Genomic DNA, 17,029 nt, shown 5'->3' with positions numbered 1-17,029 from the left:
CTCCAATTCACTGAGATGACCACGAGCTCTTTCGCAATCGACGATTCCAGTTTTCGGGTTGAAGCACTAATATGGGAGCCGCCCAGATTGGCGAATCTTCCCCAGTCTTGTCATGGACGCCGCGACGCGCCTCAACCAACGCTTCGTCTAGCGAGCACGTGTCGCAGAAAAGGAACCTATAAAACGCAGCTGCGAAAGCTGCAGCATCAAGATCGTCGATCTTCCACAGAAAACCAAGTAATGCTGGAATCTGTTTCGCAGCCAACGCATGAGCCACAGCGGAACGAGAGTTTCCGCCAATCGCGCTGTTGCAACTATTCATGAAAACAAACTGCGTACGTGAGCACCCCAACCAAGTTGCAAATTCCCTCATAGTTATCTTGTCAGCCATTCCTTTCTCCTTGGCCGGGACTACTAGTCGGGAACTCTCAAAAGTCTGATCCTCAGTTTCGCAGATCGAGTGGCCGGCGTAGTGAACAATATCATATTGGTTGCTACTGTCTCGAAGCGCTTCCTCAATCCTCATCGCCAATGAGACATTGTCCTCCGTATATGCAGGTAGAACATCGACTTTGCCAATGTCGACATGTATCGCACTTGGTCGCCAACGATCCTCGTCTGGAGTCCACATTACAGGGCGAGACTTATTTTTCAGGATCTCACCGAGCTCGGCCAGCATTTTTACTTCAGCGGCCGCGTGAGGTGTAGCTGCCAGATGTGTTGGTTCACACGTGTCGGTATAGAGACTTCCTTCATCGAGTACCGATTCAATTACCAGGATATCGATTGGGTCGTCATCGGACCAAACCAACTCACTTTGACCGCACTGGTCAAAGTTAATTCGACGCGCTGTAGGTGCTTTGACCATCAAAGGATAGTCGTCTTTTCTTAGTCTGGCCACTTCGAACATTCCTGGGTGCTGATCAGACGAGAGGTTAAAGCGAATCTTCACTTCACGATGGTCTTTACAGATATCAAAGGCTTCAAAAATTTTGGTCCTAGCGGTTTCATTAGCGAAGATTATGTCGTGCGCGTCCCCTGCCAAATCGTTAAGCGTTTCCAACCACTCCCTCGAACCTTCGGCATCTCGATTATCCAAGACCTGCTTTTCAAATCGATCGCAAGACCTCACAAAGCGATCCACTTTGTCCTTCTCTTTGTCCAGCGCGACGGGCTGTCCGATTATCTTGTTGAGAGGTGGGCGATGATATTTAAACGAACATGTCTGCTCGCCAGGATTAGAGAAGTCAAACTCAATAGTTACGAGAGGCCGAGGATCTTCATCTTGGTTATTTCCCGTTTCGCGAAGCATCCTTAACTCTTCTAATGTCGCTTTCATAACTTCGTTCAGATCTTCCTCAATTACGATAAGTCTTGCGCCCATAATTTTTTGAATGTCGCTCACCTCTTCACGAATCAACTCACGAACAACATACAAAATTGATACTTCGGTTCCTTCCTTACTTATCTTATCAATCAAGCTCCGTGCGGTTTCACTATCGTCGGGTTTTGGGTGGTTAGCATTCCAACTCAAGTCTTGGTCGACGACAACCAAATCGCACTTACGCTCACGAAATTGCGCAATCGCGCTGTCGCCATATTTTACGTACTGCGCAGGATTTTTTCTACATTCTAAGTCGATCTCTTCCAAACATGAACGAACTTCTTCAATTACGTTTCGATCTTCTGTTGCGACCAGGATATTTCGAAATTGAATCATGATCACATCAACCCTTTTCAATTGAAGTCGTTGCGAGAGGAAGCGAAAGAGTGAATTCTGTCCGGTCGCCATGACTAGTTCTTTCATAGGTGCCCAGATGTTCGGTCACAATTCGCTTTAATCCGTACTCACCAAGCTCAACAATACCCCGGCCAATGTCGGATGGATCGCCTTGTTCAGCTCCGGCACTCCATGAGATTTTTCCTGTGCGTGAAGAGAATTTGACTGTGATCGGCCGCTTCGCTTCATCGTCAACTGTTACCGCAATCTCAATCTGTCCATCGTCCGGCTTCCTTTTTTTCAGGAAATTTAGTATTGAGCGGAATACGAACAGCAATCGATCTTGATCGCCGTAAATTGGTATTTTTTGTTTTGTTAAGTGCAACTTTATATCATCAGAACCCAAACTATCTATTCGATTTACCACTACAGATTCAGAAATAGCGTTGTTTAATATTTCTCTCAAATTCATTATATGCTTTTCAGGTTCGTCACTTTCTGCAGGAAAGCAATTTGCAACGCGGTCGTAAGTAAGCTTTAAAGATTTTATATTTGCACGAACATCATCTGTAACGCTTCGAATTCCTCGAACGGTTTCATCATCGAGAACTTCGCCAATTTTTAGATCATTGCTAAGATAATTGATCGCTTTTGTGATAACGCTGATAGGCTCACGTGTTTGCCGCGCTGATTGAGATATTGCACCACCCACAAGATTGATCCTGTGCTCCCAGTGAAGCATTCTCAAATCAGTCAGGTAGACTACCCGAATGCCAAACAGTTCGGGAAGTGTTTGCGAGGATAGGGTCACTTGGCGCCGCATATTGCTGAGACCCGTAATGGATGTGTGCTGCCTCTTAATCGATGGATTCTGCATTACGTAATCTGCCAAGCGCTTATCTCCAAGCGCCTTTGCAAGTCGCATGTTTTCGAGCTTTGTATCCCCTGCTTCTAGTAAGCTTTTCGCCTGATCGTTGGTCTGCACAAGACGTCCCTCGCCATCAACGATTAGGACCGCCTCAGTTGCCTCATTGAGAATTCGGTGCACAAGGCCGTCTGCCAAGACCACCTCGAGAAGTGCTCGGATTCTCTCGATGAACGCGTTCAGTACCTTTTCATCTCTCCCACTAAAGGCTTGAGTGCGAACATCTTCGATATTTAGCACCCACGCGATGCGACCTCGGATCTCAATCGGGATGCTCCAAGCCGATTTAGTTTTCTCATTGACCTGCTTAAATGCTTTCGATTCGGGGGAGCCATCTTCTGTATCATTCAAAATAAGTGCTTGCTTTTGACGAACGGCCAAACCGATTAACCCTTCTCCAAGCCTCATTTTTCTACCAACATACTGATCGCGTGAACCCAAGCCAAACTCGTAAGAAGCCAGACAGATCAGGGATCTAGTTGAAGCGTCAATTTGGAAAATACTCACATACTTCCAACGATATAGCTTGGAAAGCTCCTTCGCGATTTCATTTGCAATCTCTCGGTTCGCCTTTTCGATGTTCTGATGCGTTGGGTCTTTACGAAGCTCGCCATTTGTCTTCGCTATGAAAAAACCAAGACGTTCCAGTCTAACGGATTCATACTGTTCAAACATTCGACGAGCCGTTTTGATAACGCTCAAGATCCCACTGGATCGAAGTCGCGAGATGTCAGCATCTTCGAACTCAGAGCCCGACTTTCTCAACAGTGTAATTGCACCGTGGAACTTTCCCTTGACCTTGTCGACAAGTGTTAGACTCGGATCCATGCCTTGCTCGATCAAGAACGGAATTGTAGGGTCTGTGTAAAGTGGATCAGAAGCGGCTAAACTATCTTTGAAGTCGCTAATACGAAGCATAATTCCACGACTTTTCTCGATTTGATCGTTCATCATTTCCGCAGTATCAGCTGAGATCCTGAACCATCTGGTTGGCCATGGCTCTTTGGGACGAGGTTCGACATGTGCTGGCCAAGCAAACTCGCCGCCGTCTTGATAGATTGTCCACACAAGCGCGTCGTGTGGAATTAACTCCTGCAAAACCTGCGAGGCGTTGCTTACTAGATCATGCGGATATGTCGCTTCGCTTGTAAGTCTAATGAGCTCGTCACGGATGCGTTCTAATTGCATTGAGCGCACGAAAGACAAACTACCGATCCGAGTCTTACCATCCATGTCGAATACAGGAAGGCCTGTGACTTCCACCGGGTGAGTAGAATTGTCGGTCCGCTTCAACTCAATTTCAAATCTAGTGGCTTGCCCTTCACTGCGCAAAACATGTTGCTGAAGCATCGTCTTGTAATGTTCTCGACTCACAAAATCGTCGAAACGCTGTCCCTCGATACTTCCGCGGTCTGAATTGACTAGTCGCGCAGCGGCATCATTCACAAACTGAATGCGACGCTTATCATCGGCCCGAACCACTCCAAAATCCGCAACCTCGAAAGCTAAATCCGAGCCCTCGACTAGCTTTGTCACGTCCAGGATGATGGCGTAAGCAATCGCGCTACCCGGTCCGGCGGAGTATCCAAGCTCAAGAACAACTTGCACTTCATGCTTTCCAGCCTGAAAGACGGAGCGAACTATCTCGACATTCTGTTTCTCAAGAACGTTGCGATAAACAAACCTTAGATGACTGAGGCGTCCAGACGAAGTTGAAGCACAATCGAAAAGACACACTCCGTCTAGCGACCGCTTGGCCAGTATTCTGTGCAAAGCCGAATTGCAACTTATGATCCGGCCTTTCGCGTCAAGCAGAGCAAACCCAACGCCAGTCGCCTCAAAGGCGAGTTCTTGTGGCAACGCGGTTTCTCGAAGGCAAACAGAGACAAGCTTATCTAGCCACTTTAATGACCGTAAAGCGACTTCACGCTCCGACCAGGAAAAAATAATCTCTCTTAGCTCGGAGGCCTCTCGATGCAGATCGCCAACATCGTAGTCCAAATCTCGAAGGCGAGAAATCAACGTCGAAGAAGTTCTCTTTAGCCAATCCGGGGTGGCCTCAAACGCACGATTTCTGTTCAGCAGGTCTGGGCCAACGACATCAGAAAGCTCTGACATAGCACTCACAACAACCTAAAATAAAAATTAGCAGTCGCGACACTATCATAAAGAGACTACGGATTCAATGATCCGTCATTCCGAGCCAAGAGTGTTCCGGCTCTCCTTGCTTATCCGTCTTGATCGGCATCGCTTTCAGTGCTCCTTTAACCTGGCGCGTTTCCATAAGCACAGCATCCAGGCCCAACTCTGCCAGCCCTCGAGGCAGCCATTGCGACAAAGGTCCAGCCTCCAGGCCAATCGCGGCAATGCTACCGTCCAGATCGCCCAACCAATGCGCCAGAACTTCGGGTTCGCTTTCAGTCTCTGCCTCTTTGATGATCTTGCCGTGCTCGCTGATCACGCAGACCGAGGTCTTCGCAAGCGATACATCCAATCCAACGAACAACTTCATCTCGTCATCCTCCATATGGGTTCAATACGGGAATGGCGGCAGCGCAACGCTGATCTGACAAGTGGTAACGGCGATGCGTGACACGGGCCCCGTTACGGCATCTCATTGAATTTCAAAGCCAGTAGATGACGGTTGCGGCCAGAGCGATTGCTGAGAGGAAGACCTTTGGGCACCTGTCGTACCGGGTTGCTACGCGCCGCCAATCTTTCAGCCTGCCGAACATGATCTCGATCCGGTTGCGTCGTTTGTAGCGGCGCTTGTCGTATTTCACGGGCTGCTTGCGTTGCTTTCGACCGGGAATGCAGGGATGTATCCCTTTGTCTTTCAAAGCTTCTCTGAACCAGTCGGCGTCATAGCCCCGATCTCAGAGCAGCCAATCGACATTCGGCAGGCTGCTCAGCAATGCCCGCGCGCCGACGTAGTCACTGACTTGCCAAGCTGTGACGAACAGGTTCAATGGGCGGCCTTGGCTGTCGCAGATAGCATGCAGCTTGGTGTTCATGCCGCCCTTGGTGCGGCCAATCAGGCGTCCACGCCCCTTTTTTTGACGCCCAAACTGGTCGCCTTGCGGTGTGCCTTCAGGTAGGTCGCGTCGATCATCACAGTCTTCTCTTCGCCGTGCTCCGCAGCCAACCCTGCCATCATCCGGGCGAAGATGCCTTTGTCGCTCCACCGCTTCCAACGATTGTACAAGGTCTTGTGCGGGCCGTAATCTTTGGGCGCATCGCGCCAGCGCAAACCATTGCGATTGATGAAGATAATCCCGCTCAAAACACGCCTATCATCGACACGCGGTTTACCGTGGGACTTCGGAAAATAAGGCTTAAGACGCGCCATCTGCGCGTCCGTTAGCCAAAAAAGATCAGACATGTTCACCGCTCGATATTCGAACCGTGAATCACGTAAACAAGCGGAAATCAATGGGTCCTGACCCTAACAGGACACGCAACAATGGGCCTTCGCTCCTATGGCTCCAAGGTCCGCTGTAAGGTAGATGCGTTCTTGTTAATTCGATTATGTTCAAGAAATCAAAACCATAATCATGCTAAGCCACAGCGGCAACCCAATCAATGCTTGAATCCTGGGTCTTCCGGCAAGATAAGTTTAGACTTTTCCTTGTTTTTTTGTTCATCTCTTCGCTTTATCAAAAACATAATGAGAGCTGGTAGACCAATTACCGAAGCCAGAATTTGAGCGACCCTCAATACTAAATCCAAAATATCGACAGGTGATCTAGCGTTCTCGAATTCAATTGGGAGCGTAGCAAATGTTGCTCTGGGTGCCTTTGCCAAAGGATGGCTTCTTACTTCTTGCACCTGCACAACAATCAACTTCTTTCCCGCCAACTTGGACTCAAAAACGATGGGTTCCCCTGAGATTTCTCCAGTGATTGGGTCAAAGTGAATTGTGCTAGCGTTCGAACTAAACTCTATCGACGAGCTTTCTGGAGTTGACAAAGTTAAGGTTACGGGGACGTCCAGCTCCCCCGCAACCGCCTCCACTAGTATCTTTGCGCTATCGCCAACTCGGATGGGCGGTTCCGGCGACACGGCTAATACCAGCTTCCCCACCGCAGTCACCTGAGAGCCGGGCGCAAAACCAGTACCACTAGGCTCCCCAGCCAGAACGAATTCCGATATTAGTGTATGCGTACCGGAGCCGACACCGGCATCGTTCAGATTCATAAGTCTTAAAATCGAAGACAGAGTTAATACTGCGAAACTGACCCAAACAGTCTTGACCCAATGGTTGTTACGCATGACACTTCATCCCAATCCACGGCTGTTTACTGTCAGGATAGTGTTAAAATATTGAAACTGAAAACAATTATCACCCCCAGTGTTTTTGAGGTGTAGCGTTTTGTCAAATATACATTATCTACCATTCGTTTGGGCCTTTTGTTCCTCTATGATTTCTTCACCGAACATTGTTTGGTCCCAAGAAGTCGCACCACTAAAAGCAGAAGTGCGCGAGATTTTTGAAGAAGCTTTAGAGGAAATCCAGTTCACAGACTTCAAACTACCGGAGCAAGAGATCGTACTGACCTTCTACGGTGGAACACCTACGCCTATGGCCTATGGGGGCCAAGCGATTAATATTCCGCCAGAATTCCTTCTGACTGCTTATCATAGAGCTCATTTTCAAGCTTTGACAGCCATTGGTTATGAACACGCCGTCAAATATGCAGTCAATGATCTCAGATTGATCTTTTCTGTAGTTGGTGAAGCAATGAGAATGACAGAAGCGGAAAAACAAGATGTACTACAGAACTGCAATAAGGGAATATGGGATTCCGGAATCCCCGCTGAGGAAGATGAACTGCCGCGTTGCCTGATAGATCGGATTTTCGGCAGGGCTATCAACGATAGTATTTCGTCATGCAGAAACCGAGCTCATAGTATGAGCTTCGCGGAATATTCACAAATGTGGAACACGATTTGTGATCGTGATCAATTCGGCTATCTTGTCAAGTTTGCTGCGCTTGAAACGATGAAGGACAGATTCCATTTGGCCGTAAAGTTTGTTGTCTTTCATGAGGTTGGCCACATAGTTTTAATGCACGAATCTTCAACACGTGAAAATGAGTTCTCGGCAGACGTATTTGCATATGAAACAATGCGTTTGGCCGGATACGGTCTGTTGGAAACCACCCAGGCTTCATACTCGGCACTAGACAGTTATCAGGACGTATGGGACCACGCGCTTGCGACGTTGGGTGGAGTCTATGGCGAAAACAAGAACGTCGAGGACGCACAGTTGGATCCATCTATAAATCTCGCTGATCTCGCTCGCTCCTTGGACCCCGTTTATGGCGTTTCCAGTTGCCGACTTCTTCGATTGTTTTTGGACGTTGGGATCGTTAGCGATAAGGGACGCACATCTCCGTCAAAAATTCTAAACCCCAGTTTGCTCGACGAAGAAGCATTAAACGGACGGTTTTTGTGGGAAAAGTGGTTCGTCGACGAAACTGTAATCAGGGTAATGTCCATAGGCCAAATGCTATTTCAAAATAGAGACACAGCATGTTCACTTTAGCATGGCAACGGTCTTGACGTTGATGCCAAGCTCGCGGCTCAGCTCCGCGTTCGAAGCTTGCGATCGCTGTATTGTTGCTCGGATGGCGTGCGTTGTCGTGGCGCAGCCGTGACGTATCTGTCCCATAATGCATCCTTCCATTCCATCGAATGGATCGCACCATCAAACCCTGGGATCAAACACCTAACGATTCATCCTAGTTGCGACGCAACTTTTGAGTTTCTTGGTAGACCATTTTACGCGCACGATTGATTGCACCTAGCGGCCGATGATTAGCAGTAACGTTCCATGGATTAAAGGAAATTGCCTCAGAACGCGCTTCCATTTCGGTCCATTCTGCTTCTGTCAAGCCCCCCAGCTTCGAAACTACAATCCGAGCGACCGGAAATGTCTTTGCGCCAGCATTGCTCCAATTGACCGTTGGGTCTTCGACCGGATGCTTTAGAACATCATCTTGGACTTGGACAAAAAAATTGAAGACAGCCTCTGAGGTGGACAGATCGCGTCTCAAGCGTTCGGATAGACCGTTGGGGCTGGATACACCATCGGTGAGCTCAGATACGGCTGGCTCAGGAACAGGTACAACAATATACTTCACCGCCTTATCATCCCCGAGTAGGTATGGAGTGGTGCTCCAATACTTTGCTCTTAAAGGAGAGACCGGTTGTTGATCACTGGTCTCTAATGCAGGAGACAAGATATCTTCTTTAAATAGTTTTCGGAACACTTTGAGCCAAATTCCATTAAGGACGGCTTTCAATCTATCCTCCCCATTTCGTCTAGCGCTAGCGATCTCTGCAGAAAGATCATTAAAAATGGAAAACTGCTCCAAATCACCTTCAAAAAATGTTTCATTGTCGAGAAGCACGAAGTCAAAAGTGTCATCATCATCTGCTCCGGAGATCAGCTTTTCTCCAACTACGCCTAACAGCTTGATCGCCATTCCGTGGGCGTCGCCACTGTCATGGTTGTCATCTGACCTAGCACCATTGGAAAAGCGAATGAGAGCAGGGTAAGTTGCAGGCTCTGAAAAAATCCCTAGTCTGAGACCTTCCTCCTCGATCTCCAAAACTTCAAAAAACGCATTCAGGCAACCGTGCCCTTTGGGATGCTGCGCTCGTTTTAGGCCACCATCGACCTTTTCCATCATCATCTCATTAGACTTAATGATGTCAGCGACGAGCTTATCTTCGTTGTCGCCAACAGGCGCTTCTCCCAAATGAGATGCAATATTCACCATCAATATCCCCTTATCCAAACTAAAAAATATGCAAATAAACAGCGACTATCCTAACACAACATGTGTAGAAGTCGAATACCCAAGGGCCCATTCAACGACACTGCTCTGAAACCCGATTTTCCTGCCATTTGTGATTAGAGTTTTCCGGGACGAATGCCTGGCTGGGAAAAGGAACGGAAGCGATGAAAGCAGCGAGATTTACGGACGCGCAGAAAGCGTTTGTTTTGAAGCAGGTTGAAGAAGGCAAGGCGGTTGCTGAAGTATGCCGTGAGGCTGGGATCAGCTCAGCGACGTATTTCAATTGGAAGAAGAAGTACGCGGGTATGTTGCCCTCCGACATGCGTCGCCTGCGTGAGTTGGAAGATGAGAACAGTCGTTTGAAACGGATCGTTGCCGGTCTGACGCTGGATCGGGAGATGTTGCAGGACGTCATCAAGCGAAAGCTCTGAGGCCGGATCGGAAGCGCGAGCTTATCGACGGTGTTCGGGAAGACTGGCGGGTGTCTGTCAGACGCGCCTGCAAGGTGTTGCGGTTCGACAGATCGACCTACCAGTATTTTTCCCGCCGCACCGATCCGGTCGCCCTGAAACGGCGCATCAAAGAGATTTGCGAGACCCGTGTTCGTTATGGATACAGGCGCGTGCACTATGTGTTGCGCCGTGAGGGTTGGCCGGTCAACGTCAAGAAAGTCTATAGGATTTACCGCGAGATGGGGCTGCAATTGCGGAACAAATCACCAAAACGGCGGGTGAAGGCCAAACTGAGAGAGGATCGTTCGGATGCCGTGAGGCCCAATGATGTGTGGGCCATGGACTTCGTTCATGATCAGCTTGCGACTGGCCGCAAACTGCGCGTTCTGACCGTGGTCGACACATTCTCGCGCGTCTCACCCGTCATTGACCCAAGGTTCAGTTACAAGGGCGAAGACGTTGTCGCCACGCTGGATCGGGTCTGCCGCCAGATCGGCTACCCGAAAACGATCAGAGTGGACAATGGCAGTGAGTTCATCTCACGGGATATGGACTTATGGGCCTACCATAACGGTGTAACGCTCGATTTCTCACGTTCCGGAAAACCGACCGACAATGCCTTCATCGAAGCGTTCAACTCAAAGTTCAGGGCAGAATGCCTGAACACGCATTGGTTCCTGTCGCTGTCGGACGCTTGCGAAAAGATGGAGGAATGGCGTAGATACTACAACGAAGAAAGACCGCACAGCGCCATCGGGAATATCCCTCCGGCAATGCTGGCAAACTCACATGACGATACCAGCCCGTCATGCTGAGAAAATGCGGAAAACTCTGTGCCCAGGTGGCAGAAGGTTGGGTTTCAGAGCAGTAACTTTCGGGTGCGGAATGCTACTTGGTCAACTCTCGAACGTTGTGGAGCGTGCATTTTGCTTTGAGTTCAACTTTTCGACCGATCCGGCAGTCTGCTTGGATATTGGAGTTTCGTCAGACCGGTAGGTTCTGGACCCGTTAATTTGGTTGCCGTCATCTCGATTGCGTGATTCAAGCCCCTAAGTTTCAGGATTGAATAATGAGCAATCTATTCTGGCTGGCTGATGAGTAAATGGTGCGTCTTCAGCCTTATTTTCCGAAGAGCCATGGCAAGCGGAGGGTTGATGATCGGCGTGTGTTAAGCGGAATAATTTTCAATAACCGCAATTGGTTGCGGTGATCTGATACGCCTCGTGAAAATGGACCGCATGTTGGTAACCAAAACGTTATCCACGAGCCCTAGCACGTACCCGAAGGATCTCAACCGAAGGCCGCGAAAGAGTACAGGGCGGACACGAAGGGATACGGCTACTCCGCTTTGGCGGATCAATCGTTCTGGGCAAAACCGCTTGACTGGGAAGGCTCCGTTACCGAACTCTGGAGCCTAAATTTATCCATAATTGTTTGGGCGCATCCCAATAACCAATTTGTCAGCCACGCGAGCTGATGCTTCGGCTTTAGTAATTTTCCCGCTTCCGTCACGATCTAGGCCTTTATTTTGACTATAAGCCTTTTGAGGCTTCTTAAAAAGAACATGACTCTCTGGCTTGCCGACTGCACTAGGCAACAATACAGTCATGTAAACATCGCTGATCGATGCAAGCGACTTCCCTCTGCTGTGCATTGCGATGTGCTTTTCTACAAAGTCGAGCTGCTCTAACGCCGTCATGGCGGCGAGCCTTGCCGTGGTGGTTCCAAGACCAGTCGCCGTTGTAGGCATAAATTGTATCAACCCAGTGGCGCCGCTGCCAGCTTTGTTCAATTCGTCTGGCTTAAAGGTTTGACCCGTTTCAAACGCCATGACCGCCATAAGGTGATTGGGGTCGCATCCAAGCCTTTTCGAAATAGCAATTACCTTTTCGTTGAATGCTCGACCATGCTTCTTCTCGGTTACTTTTCCAAATGCTAATGGGTCGCCTAGCGAGACTTCTGATGCTACGCCTCCGCCATCGGGAACATCCATTGGCATCCCAAGGTTGGTCGGTCCGGAGTGACCCGCGCCCCCTCCGATAGCATCGTTAAAATCAAACTCTGGAAGTGCAATACCAAGATGCCCGGCTGTACTTGGTCCGACAATTCCGTCGTCGGCATGCGTACCAATAACAGCGTCCTGAAAGTCAACCAAAGCACGGAATGTACCCGGGCCGAAGTCTCCATCAACTACGAGGTTTGTTCCCGCCTTTCTGTTCAAAGCGGCCTGAAGTTGCTCCACAAGCGGCCCTTGCGAACCAAATCGCAAGATCACCGTCTTTCCCGCACAAAAAGTGCGGATCATCATGTGTACTTCCTCGGCATCGAAAAGAACGTACTCGCATTCCTTTTGGCTGCCGAGTTTCTTCATGAAAGGGGAAATGAACATCTTCCATGGGCCCGCCTCAGAGTTTCGCACTCCCTTTTTGACAGTACCCGCGACTGTTTGGCATCCGGCGGAGGAAAACGGTGCATCCGCTAGTTTATCATCGGCCCCCATGTGAAATGCACAATGGATGTTGTCACCTGCAATTCGACCAACCTCCCACGGATCATCATCGTCATAAAGCGCGTCGTTGGATGTGCGTTGAATAGTGATCGGACATTCCTGAAGCAATGCCCAATGACCGTTCTGGCCTTCTCGACGTTTGTGCCAGTCAGCGCGATAGCGCTTCATCCGACCTCGGCCCATGCGATTTACCTCTTTGCCACCTGACGGAATTTGGGCTTGTACGATAGTGCCGAATGGAACCGTCGACCCTGGAAACAGGGCGATGCCCGAACCCGGCAGCCAATGACCGAGCGTGCAATTCATGTTGAGGTAATCCACCGGCGTCATCGCAATTTCCTGCTTGGCCTCGAGATTGGACCCGGAGAAACCGACTGGTCGGCATCCCCGAAGCCCAAACAGGACAATTCGACTGTCGTCGATAGGAAACAGTGATCGCCGCCAAAGAGCGACAAGATGGGCTTCGGTCAAAACTAGGCCTCCGTCTGCCGCTTTCTGTGGCTTGGCGGCTGAAACCGACACGTCTCGCGCGGGCGCGTTCAATGGCACTGCGGCCGCCGAAGGCACATAGGATTCTGATGACTTAGAGAAAATTTCCTGGAGTTTTTCCTTCAATTCCACCAGTGTAAAAGAATTAAAATCGTCGATTTCAGCCTTTTTCTGGTCAATACGCGCTTGAATACCGGCAACCCGGTTCACGAGCTCGGCTAGACCCGTCAAAACGACCTCGTCCAACAAAATGTCTATTTCGTCGGCAATACCCTGCAAGCGGTCCATTTCCTGCTGATCGTTACGATCACGCGCGGCTATGAATGGCGCTTCTAGCGAGTCTAGCAGCGCGCGCAGTTCGCGTTCGGCTTCTGCTCTTGTCATGGGGATCTCCAAGTTAAGTACAAGTTATTAATAATTTATTGATTTACGGCTTCGATGGCTAAGGCAGTCGCTTTGAGATCAACGGTCGCAGCGACCAAGTCAGACAGGTCTGCGCTGCTAGAGCCTTGCTCAACCGCTTGCACTGCGCTGTCCATGGCCACGATCGTTTTGTCCAACAAAACAACCCAGCCAGACAAAAGCCGCCTGTCTTCCTCTAAACCCTTAATCGCCGCATCCGAAAAAGAGCTGCCGCCAGTACCAAGAACCCGGCGCCCTTCGCGAGAACGCCTCATAACAGCGAACATGTCCGGAGTTCCCGCCCGCATCTCCATGAGAAGGGCACGCATATCCGGATAGGCGGCCAGCAGTTGTTTTCGAAATTCGGAGCGAGTACGTGCTGTTAGCGCCAATTGAATGATCGGAATTACGTCGACCACCGTCTCAGACAAGTGAGAGGCGAATTCAGCCGCGTCTCCGGTGACTCCTGGCAGGACCTTTAAGGCTTCATTTAGGTTCGTGGTGACAGCGCCCACGTCTGCTGCAATTGCAGCAGACGAAGTTCCTGAAACCAAGCCCGTAAGCGCGTCGTTGTAGGCCTTTAAGCTATCTAAGGCCGCTCGCAAACCAGCAGTCAGTGGCGGGTCTCCTACGTTCAGGACGTAAGCTGCATCATTCGGGTTAAATTCTCGGGTCGGTTCCATCCTTGATGGCTGTCGCCCCGCAATAATACGTTCTGCTTCTCCGAGCCGATCCATGGTTTTGGAGCCTTCGACGTATTGCGCGTTGTAAGCCTGATTATAAATTTGAAATTCAGTTTCGCCGTAGCTGCAAGCTGTCATTAGAAAAGTAGCAACAGTAAAAAATATTGCTCGATACATTTTACCTCCAAGGGTTTTCTCTAAACTATGCAATTTACGCCAGGAGCGGGAAATTACCTGAGTCAATTCATCTTCCTTATTCATCAAGTATTTTTCTGATGTGTCAACGACTTCCCCGAAAACCTATTCTCCATCTGACCGAGAGCAGGATAATAGCGCAAGAAGTACCCGGTTCCCTAGCGAGCAAGAGACCCGAAATAAGTTGCGTGGGTTGTGGGATGCACTCTGAGGTAGGCACCCAACCGATTGCTTCGCTAATTTTTTTGAAGTCTTCGAGAGGGCGCCGTTAGCAAGTAGAAATAGACAAAATCAAATAGTTGTAGGAAGATAGGTGAATTAGAAAAATTCTTTTTTGGGGAGGTGATTTTGATTCGGTGTAAAAGCTTTCTTACGGTTTTCGTTTGTTTTCTGTGTTTGATTGTCCCAGCGGGTGCGCAGACAAACGACGGCGGCACTAAACTCGCTGTTTCGGAGCCAGAGGTTCCAGATGGCTGGAGTATCTCTGAATCCCTCGCAAAGGCTTTAAGCAAATTCAGAGCAGATCAGAAATTTCAGAATCTGCGCGACGAACGTATTCAGTTGCTTGAGTCAATTCCAGAGACGCGTGCCTTGATACAAGTTCAAGAGGCCAAAATGGCGGGGCTAGACGCCGAAATCACCGATGTAAAGTCTCAAATAAAAGTTGCGGAAAGCTCTTTGGAATCAGAGGCATTGTCGAAGTTGCGGTCAGAACTTGCTTCCCTTGAAAGCCGTTGGGAAGGCGAAACGGCACGTGCTAAAGCCCTAACCGAGCGTCGAAAGGCAATCGAGACCAAACTTGCAGAGCAGGCTGGCAGAATCGCTGAGCTTGAGACCGAAATCAGGGCAATTGAAGACGGCCTTGAAAAGTCGCGAGTAGCAGAAGTGGAAGCGGAGACCAGTTACCGAAAGACCACCGCGCAAATTGAATCTAGAATGGATCAGATCAGTGGACTTATAAAAATCCTAGAAGATGAATTCCAACTCACCAAAGATGAAATTGTATTCGAGAATATAGGGGTTAAGCGCCGCGAGCTTCTGGCGATTGAGGCAGAGGTATTCTCCGACGAAGTTATCGACGCTCGAGCAAAAATCGATGCCGCAGAAGCAATTACGGCCAGTTTGTTAGTGAAAGAAAAAAGGCGCACACTCGATATCAGCCAGGAGCGCGAAAGATCGATAGAGCTCTCTGCAAACCTAAGTGATTTGATTGAACGGGAACAGCGATTGACACTAGACATTTTCGGATTGGATGCTGAGGTTGAGCGTCTAAAAACCGAAATTGAGAGGCAGATCGCTCTCGACGGCGAGCGTGCCGATAGCCCCGCGAACCTGAAAGCGAAACTTTCCGCTCTAGAAAGCTCGCGAGCAACGGCGGGTGAAGAATGGAAGACTAGTAGTGAAAAGTTGCAAAACGACATCCTCCGCCAGACAACGGTGGAGAACGAAATCAACGATTTGTTTATTCCGCGGTCGGCCGAAAACTCTTTCAAACTTGTGATGTCCTTTGCCTTTGCATTTCTAGTTGGGTTGGTAATCTGGAAGTTCTTCGGGATCACGCGCGAGGATCCAAACGTGAGACGAGTCGTATTCTCGGCTGAAGCCGGTATCCAATTCGTGACGCTTTTTTCACTTGTCATCGCGATCATCCTGTTTGGGATCACAGGAATTCTTGAGGGCAAAGAGTTATCAGCTCTTCTTGGCGGGATATCGGGATACATTTTGGGTCGCGCCACTCCCGTTATTAATGAAGGTGGGCAACCACCGAGCGGTGGGCCTTCGCAACCTGTTCAGCCGACTCAACCGCAAATTCCACAAAGCTAGACGCAGGCGGCAACAGATGGAACTGTTTGAACGAGAGCGGACACTGGCGAGTTCCTAGCTATTGTCGAATGCTTTACACCTGTCGTTAGCGGAGGCGGTACTCACTGACCGTTTCAGTGTTTACGCTGGCATGCCGGTCGCCTTCACGGCTACGTTTAGAGTCCAAAAAGTCCAGCCGGATACTGTCGTGAGGTTTTCTGTAGGCGGGCAGAGGAATTCTAAGGTCTGAGTATTGGGTCGCGTTTTCTGGGGCTGGTGGCTCATGCATTGTTCGCATCTTTCCATATTGCGCCTTATGCGTCTTTGATTCGGCGGGATTAAGCTTTGGCGGGTAATTGTGGCTTCAACTCGCCCCCACAAGACGCCACATTGAGCCACATGCCGCCACATCTGCGGCGATGACAAATATATGTTTTCTTGAGATAATTCTGACTGTCACCCATGAGATTAGCCGACTGTCAGATTATATATCTTGTATGAAAAAGAAGCTTACATCCCGCTACGTTGATAATCTTAAAGCGCCCGGTCCCAAGCGGTTGGAGGTGTATGATTTGACCTATCCGGGATTTGGTATTCGAGTTTCCACAAGCAGTCGCAAGACGTGGTTTTGTTCGCCACGCATCAATGGGCGCATCCGGCGCATGAAGATCGGAACCTATCCCACGTTAAGCTTGTCTGAGGCTCGTGGTCGCGCGCAAGAAATCATGCGGGATGCACAATTGAGTATAGCACCTGAAACCAAGTCTCTGACCTTGGGGGATGCAGTGCCACAGTTTATTGAACTGCATGCCAAGCCGCGCAATCGCGGCTGGAAGGAACAGGAACGTTTGATCCAGCAAAAATGGGGGCTGCTCTTTGACAAGCACCTCGATGAAATTCAGCGCAGCGACGTTGTGCGTCTCTTGGATGATATCGTCGCTAGTGGCGCACCGGGCTGTCTAGCCCCCTCGTTCGGCACCACTAAATTGAGGTTTCTCTAATAAGGTTTCAGGCACAGGTGGGCGCATGTTCAGAGCATGATGTG

General features: G+C 49.5%; 10 protein-coding genes and 4 pseudogenes. 5 read left to right on the top strand and 9 right to left on the bottom strand.

Annotation, left to right across the window (positions count from 1 at the left end; translation table 11 throughout):
• Positions 1-7 precede the first annotated feature (7 nt).
• The 5 genes and pseudogenes from ACR0FE_RS21785 to ACR0FE_RS21765 all read right to left on the bottom strand — a co-directional run bounded on the left by ACR0FE_RS21785 (position 8) and on the right by ACR0FE_RS21765 (position 6,917).
• Positions 8-1,807, bottom strand: coding sequence for a CHAT domain-containing protein (locus ACR0FE_RS21785; protein ID WP_480915252.1), 1,800 nt, complete (start codon positions 1,805-1,807; stop codon positions 8-10).
• Complete coding sequence (locus tag ACR0FE_RS21780) at positions 1,728-4,763, bottom strand: PAS domain-containing protein (protein WP_480915251.1); 3,036 nt, start codon at positions 4,761-4,763, stop codon at positions 1,728-1,730. Before ACR0FE_RS21780 ends, ACR0FE_RS21785 begins: the two co-directional genes overlap by 80 nt.
• Positions 4,764-4,869: 106 nt before the next feature.
• Positions 4,870-5,157 (bottom strand): annotated as a pseudogene (locus ACR0FE_RS21775) (IS110 family transposase); the annotation flags it as partial.
• A gap of 112 nt (positions 5,158-5,269) precedes the next feature.
• Positions 5,270-6,027: pseudogene (locus tag ACR0FE_RS21770) on the bottom strand (IS5 family transposase).
• Positions 6,028-6,224: 197 nt separating this feature from the next.
• The gene (locus ACR0FE_RS21765) at positions 6,225-6,917 is read right to left on the bottom strand and encodes a hypothetical protein (protein ID WP_480915249.1); all 693 of its coding nucleotides are present in this window, start codon (positions 6,915-6,917) and stop codon (positions 6,225-6,227) included.
• Between the two features lie 148 nt (positions 6,918-7,065).
• Here ACR0FE_RS21765 and ACR0FE_RS21760 point away from each other — a divergent pair, with 148 nt between their 5' ends.
• Positions 7,066-8,193, top strand: coding sequence for a hypothetical protein (locus ACR0FE_RS21760; protein ID WP_480915247.1), 1,128 nt, complete (start codon positions 7,066-7,068; stop codon positions 8,191-8,193).
• Between the two features lie 3 nt (positions 8,194-8,196).
• Here the strand turns inward: ACR0FE_RS21760 and ACR0FE_RS21755 are convergent.
• A pseudogene (locus tag ACR0FE_RS21755) lies at positions 8,197-8,319 on the bottom strand (IS481 family transposase); the annotation flags it as partial.
• A 70-nt stretch (positions 8,320-8,389) separates the two neighbouring features.
• Complete coding sequence (locus ACR0FE_RS21750; RefSeq protein WP_480915245.1) at positions 8,390-9,433, bottom strand: catalase family protein; 1,044 nt, start codon at positions 9,431-9,433, stop codon at positions 8,390-8,392.
• 182 nt (positions 9,434-9,615) lie between these two features.
• Here ACR0FE_RS21750 and ACR0FE_RS21745 point away from each other — a divergent pair.
• Positions 9,616-10,718, top strand: a protein-coding gene (locus tag ACR0FE_RS21745) for an IS3 family transposase (RefSeq protein ID WP_480915243.1) whose coding sequence is annotated in 2 segments (ribosomal slippage) — positions 9,616-9,877 and positions 9,877-10,718 — 1,104 coding nt in all. Because the reading frame shifts where the segments join, the coding sequence is not laid out codon by codon here.
• A gap of 287 nt (positions 10,719-11,005) precedes the next feature.
• Positions 11,006-11,110 (top strand): annotated as a pseudogene (locus ACR0FE_RS21740) (IS5/IS1182 family transposase); the annotation flags it as partial.
• 213 nt (positions 11,111-11,323) lie between these two features.
• On the opposite strand, the gene ACR0FE_RS21735 reads toward ACR0FE_RS21740, so the two are convergent.
• On the bottom strand, positions 11,324-13,285 hold the full coding sequence (locus tag ACR0FE_RS21735; protein ID WP_480915241.1) for a peptidoglycan-binding protein: 1,962 nt from the start codon (positions 13,283-13,285) through the stop codon (positions 11,324-11,326).
• A 35-nt stretch (positions 13,286-13,320) separates the two neighbouring features.
• Positions 13,321-14,247 carry a hypothetical protein gene (locus ACR0FE_RS21730; protein ID WP_480915239.1) on the bottom strand — a complete coding sequence of 309 codons (927 nt, stop codon included), beginning with the start codon at positions 14,245-14,247 and terminating at the stop codon, positions 13,321-13,323.
• 282 nt (positions 14,248-14,529) lie between these two features.
• On the opposite strand from ACR0FE_RS21730, the gene ACR0FE_RS21725 reads away from it, so the two are divergent.
• Complete coding sequence (locus ACR0FE_RS21725; RefSeq protein ID WP_480915237.1) at positions 14,530-16,005, top strand: hypothetical protein; 1,476 nt, start codon at positions 14,530-14,532, stop codon at positions 16,003-16,005.
• 476 nt (positions 16,006-16,481) lie between these two features.
• Positions 16,482-16,985, top strand: a complete 504-nt coding sequence (locus tag ACR0FE_RS21720) for an Arm DNA-binding domain-containing protein (protein WP_480915235.1) — start codon at positions 16,482-16,484, stop codon at positions 16,983-16,985.
• The last annotated feature ends 44 nt before the right edge of the window (positions 16,986-17,029 follow it).

This window comes from Ruegeria sp. K7, assembly GCF_056531785.1.
This window is presented reverse-complemented; position numbering and strand designations above follow the sequence as displayed.

Bases quoted from the DNA above. Each gene is read 5' to 3' on its own strand.
- ACR0FE_RS21785 (WP_480915252.1), bottom strand. From the start codon at position 1,807: ATGAAAGAACTAGTCATGGCGACCGGACAGAATTCACTCTTTCGCTTC.
- ACR0FE_RS21780 (WP_480915251.1), bottom strand. From the start codon at position 4,763: ATGTCAGAGCTTTCTGATGTCGTTGGCCCAGACCTGCTGAACAGAAAT.
- ACR0FE_RS21765 (WP_480915249.1), bottom strand. From the start codon at position 6,917: ATGCGTAACAACCATTGGGTCAAGACTGTTTGGGTCAGTTTCGCAGTA.
- ACR0FE_RS21760 (WP_480915247.1), top strand. From the start codon at position 7,066: ATGATTTCTTCACCGAACATTGTTTGGTCCCAAGAAGTCGCACCACTA.
- ACR0FE_RS21750 (WP_480915245.1), bottom strand. From the start codon at position 9,433: ATGGTGAATATTGCATCTCATTTGGGAGAAGCGCCTGTTGGCGACAAC.
- ACR0FE_RS21735 (WP_480915241.1), bottom strand. From the start codon at position 13,285: ATGACAAGAGCAGAAGCCGAACGCGAACTGCGCGCGCTGCTAGACTCG.
- ACR0FE_RS21730 (WP_480915239.1), bottom strand. From the start codon at position 14,247: ATGAATAAGGAAGATGAATTGACTCAGGTAATTTCCCGCTCCTGGCGT.
- ACR0FE_RS21720 (WP_480915235.1), top strand. From the start codon at position 16,482: ATGAAAAAGAAGCTTACATCCCGCTACGTTGATAATCTTAAAGCGCCC.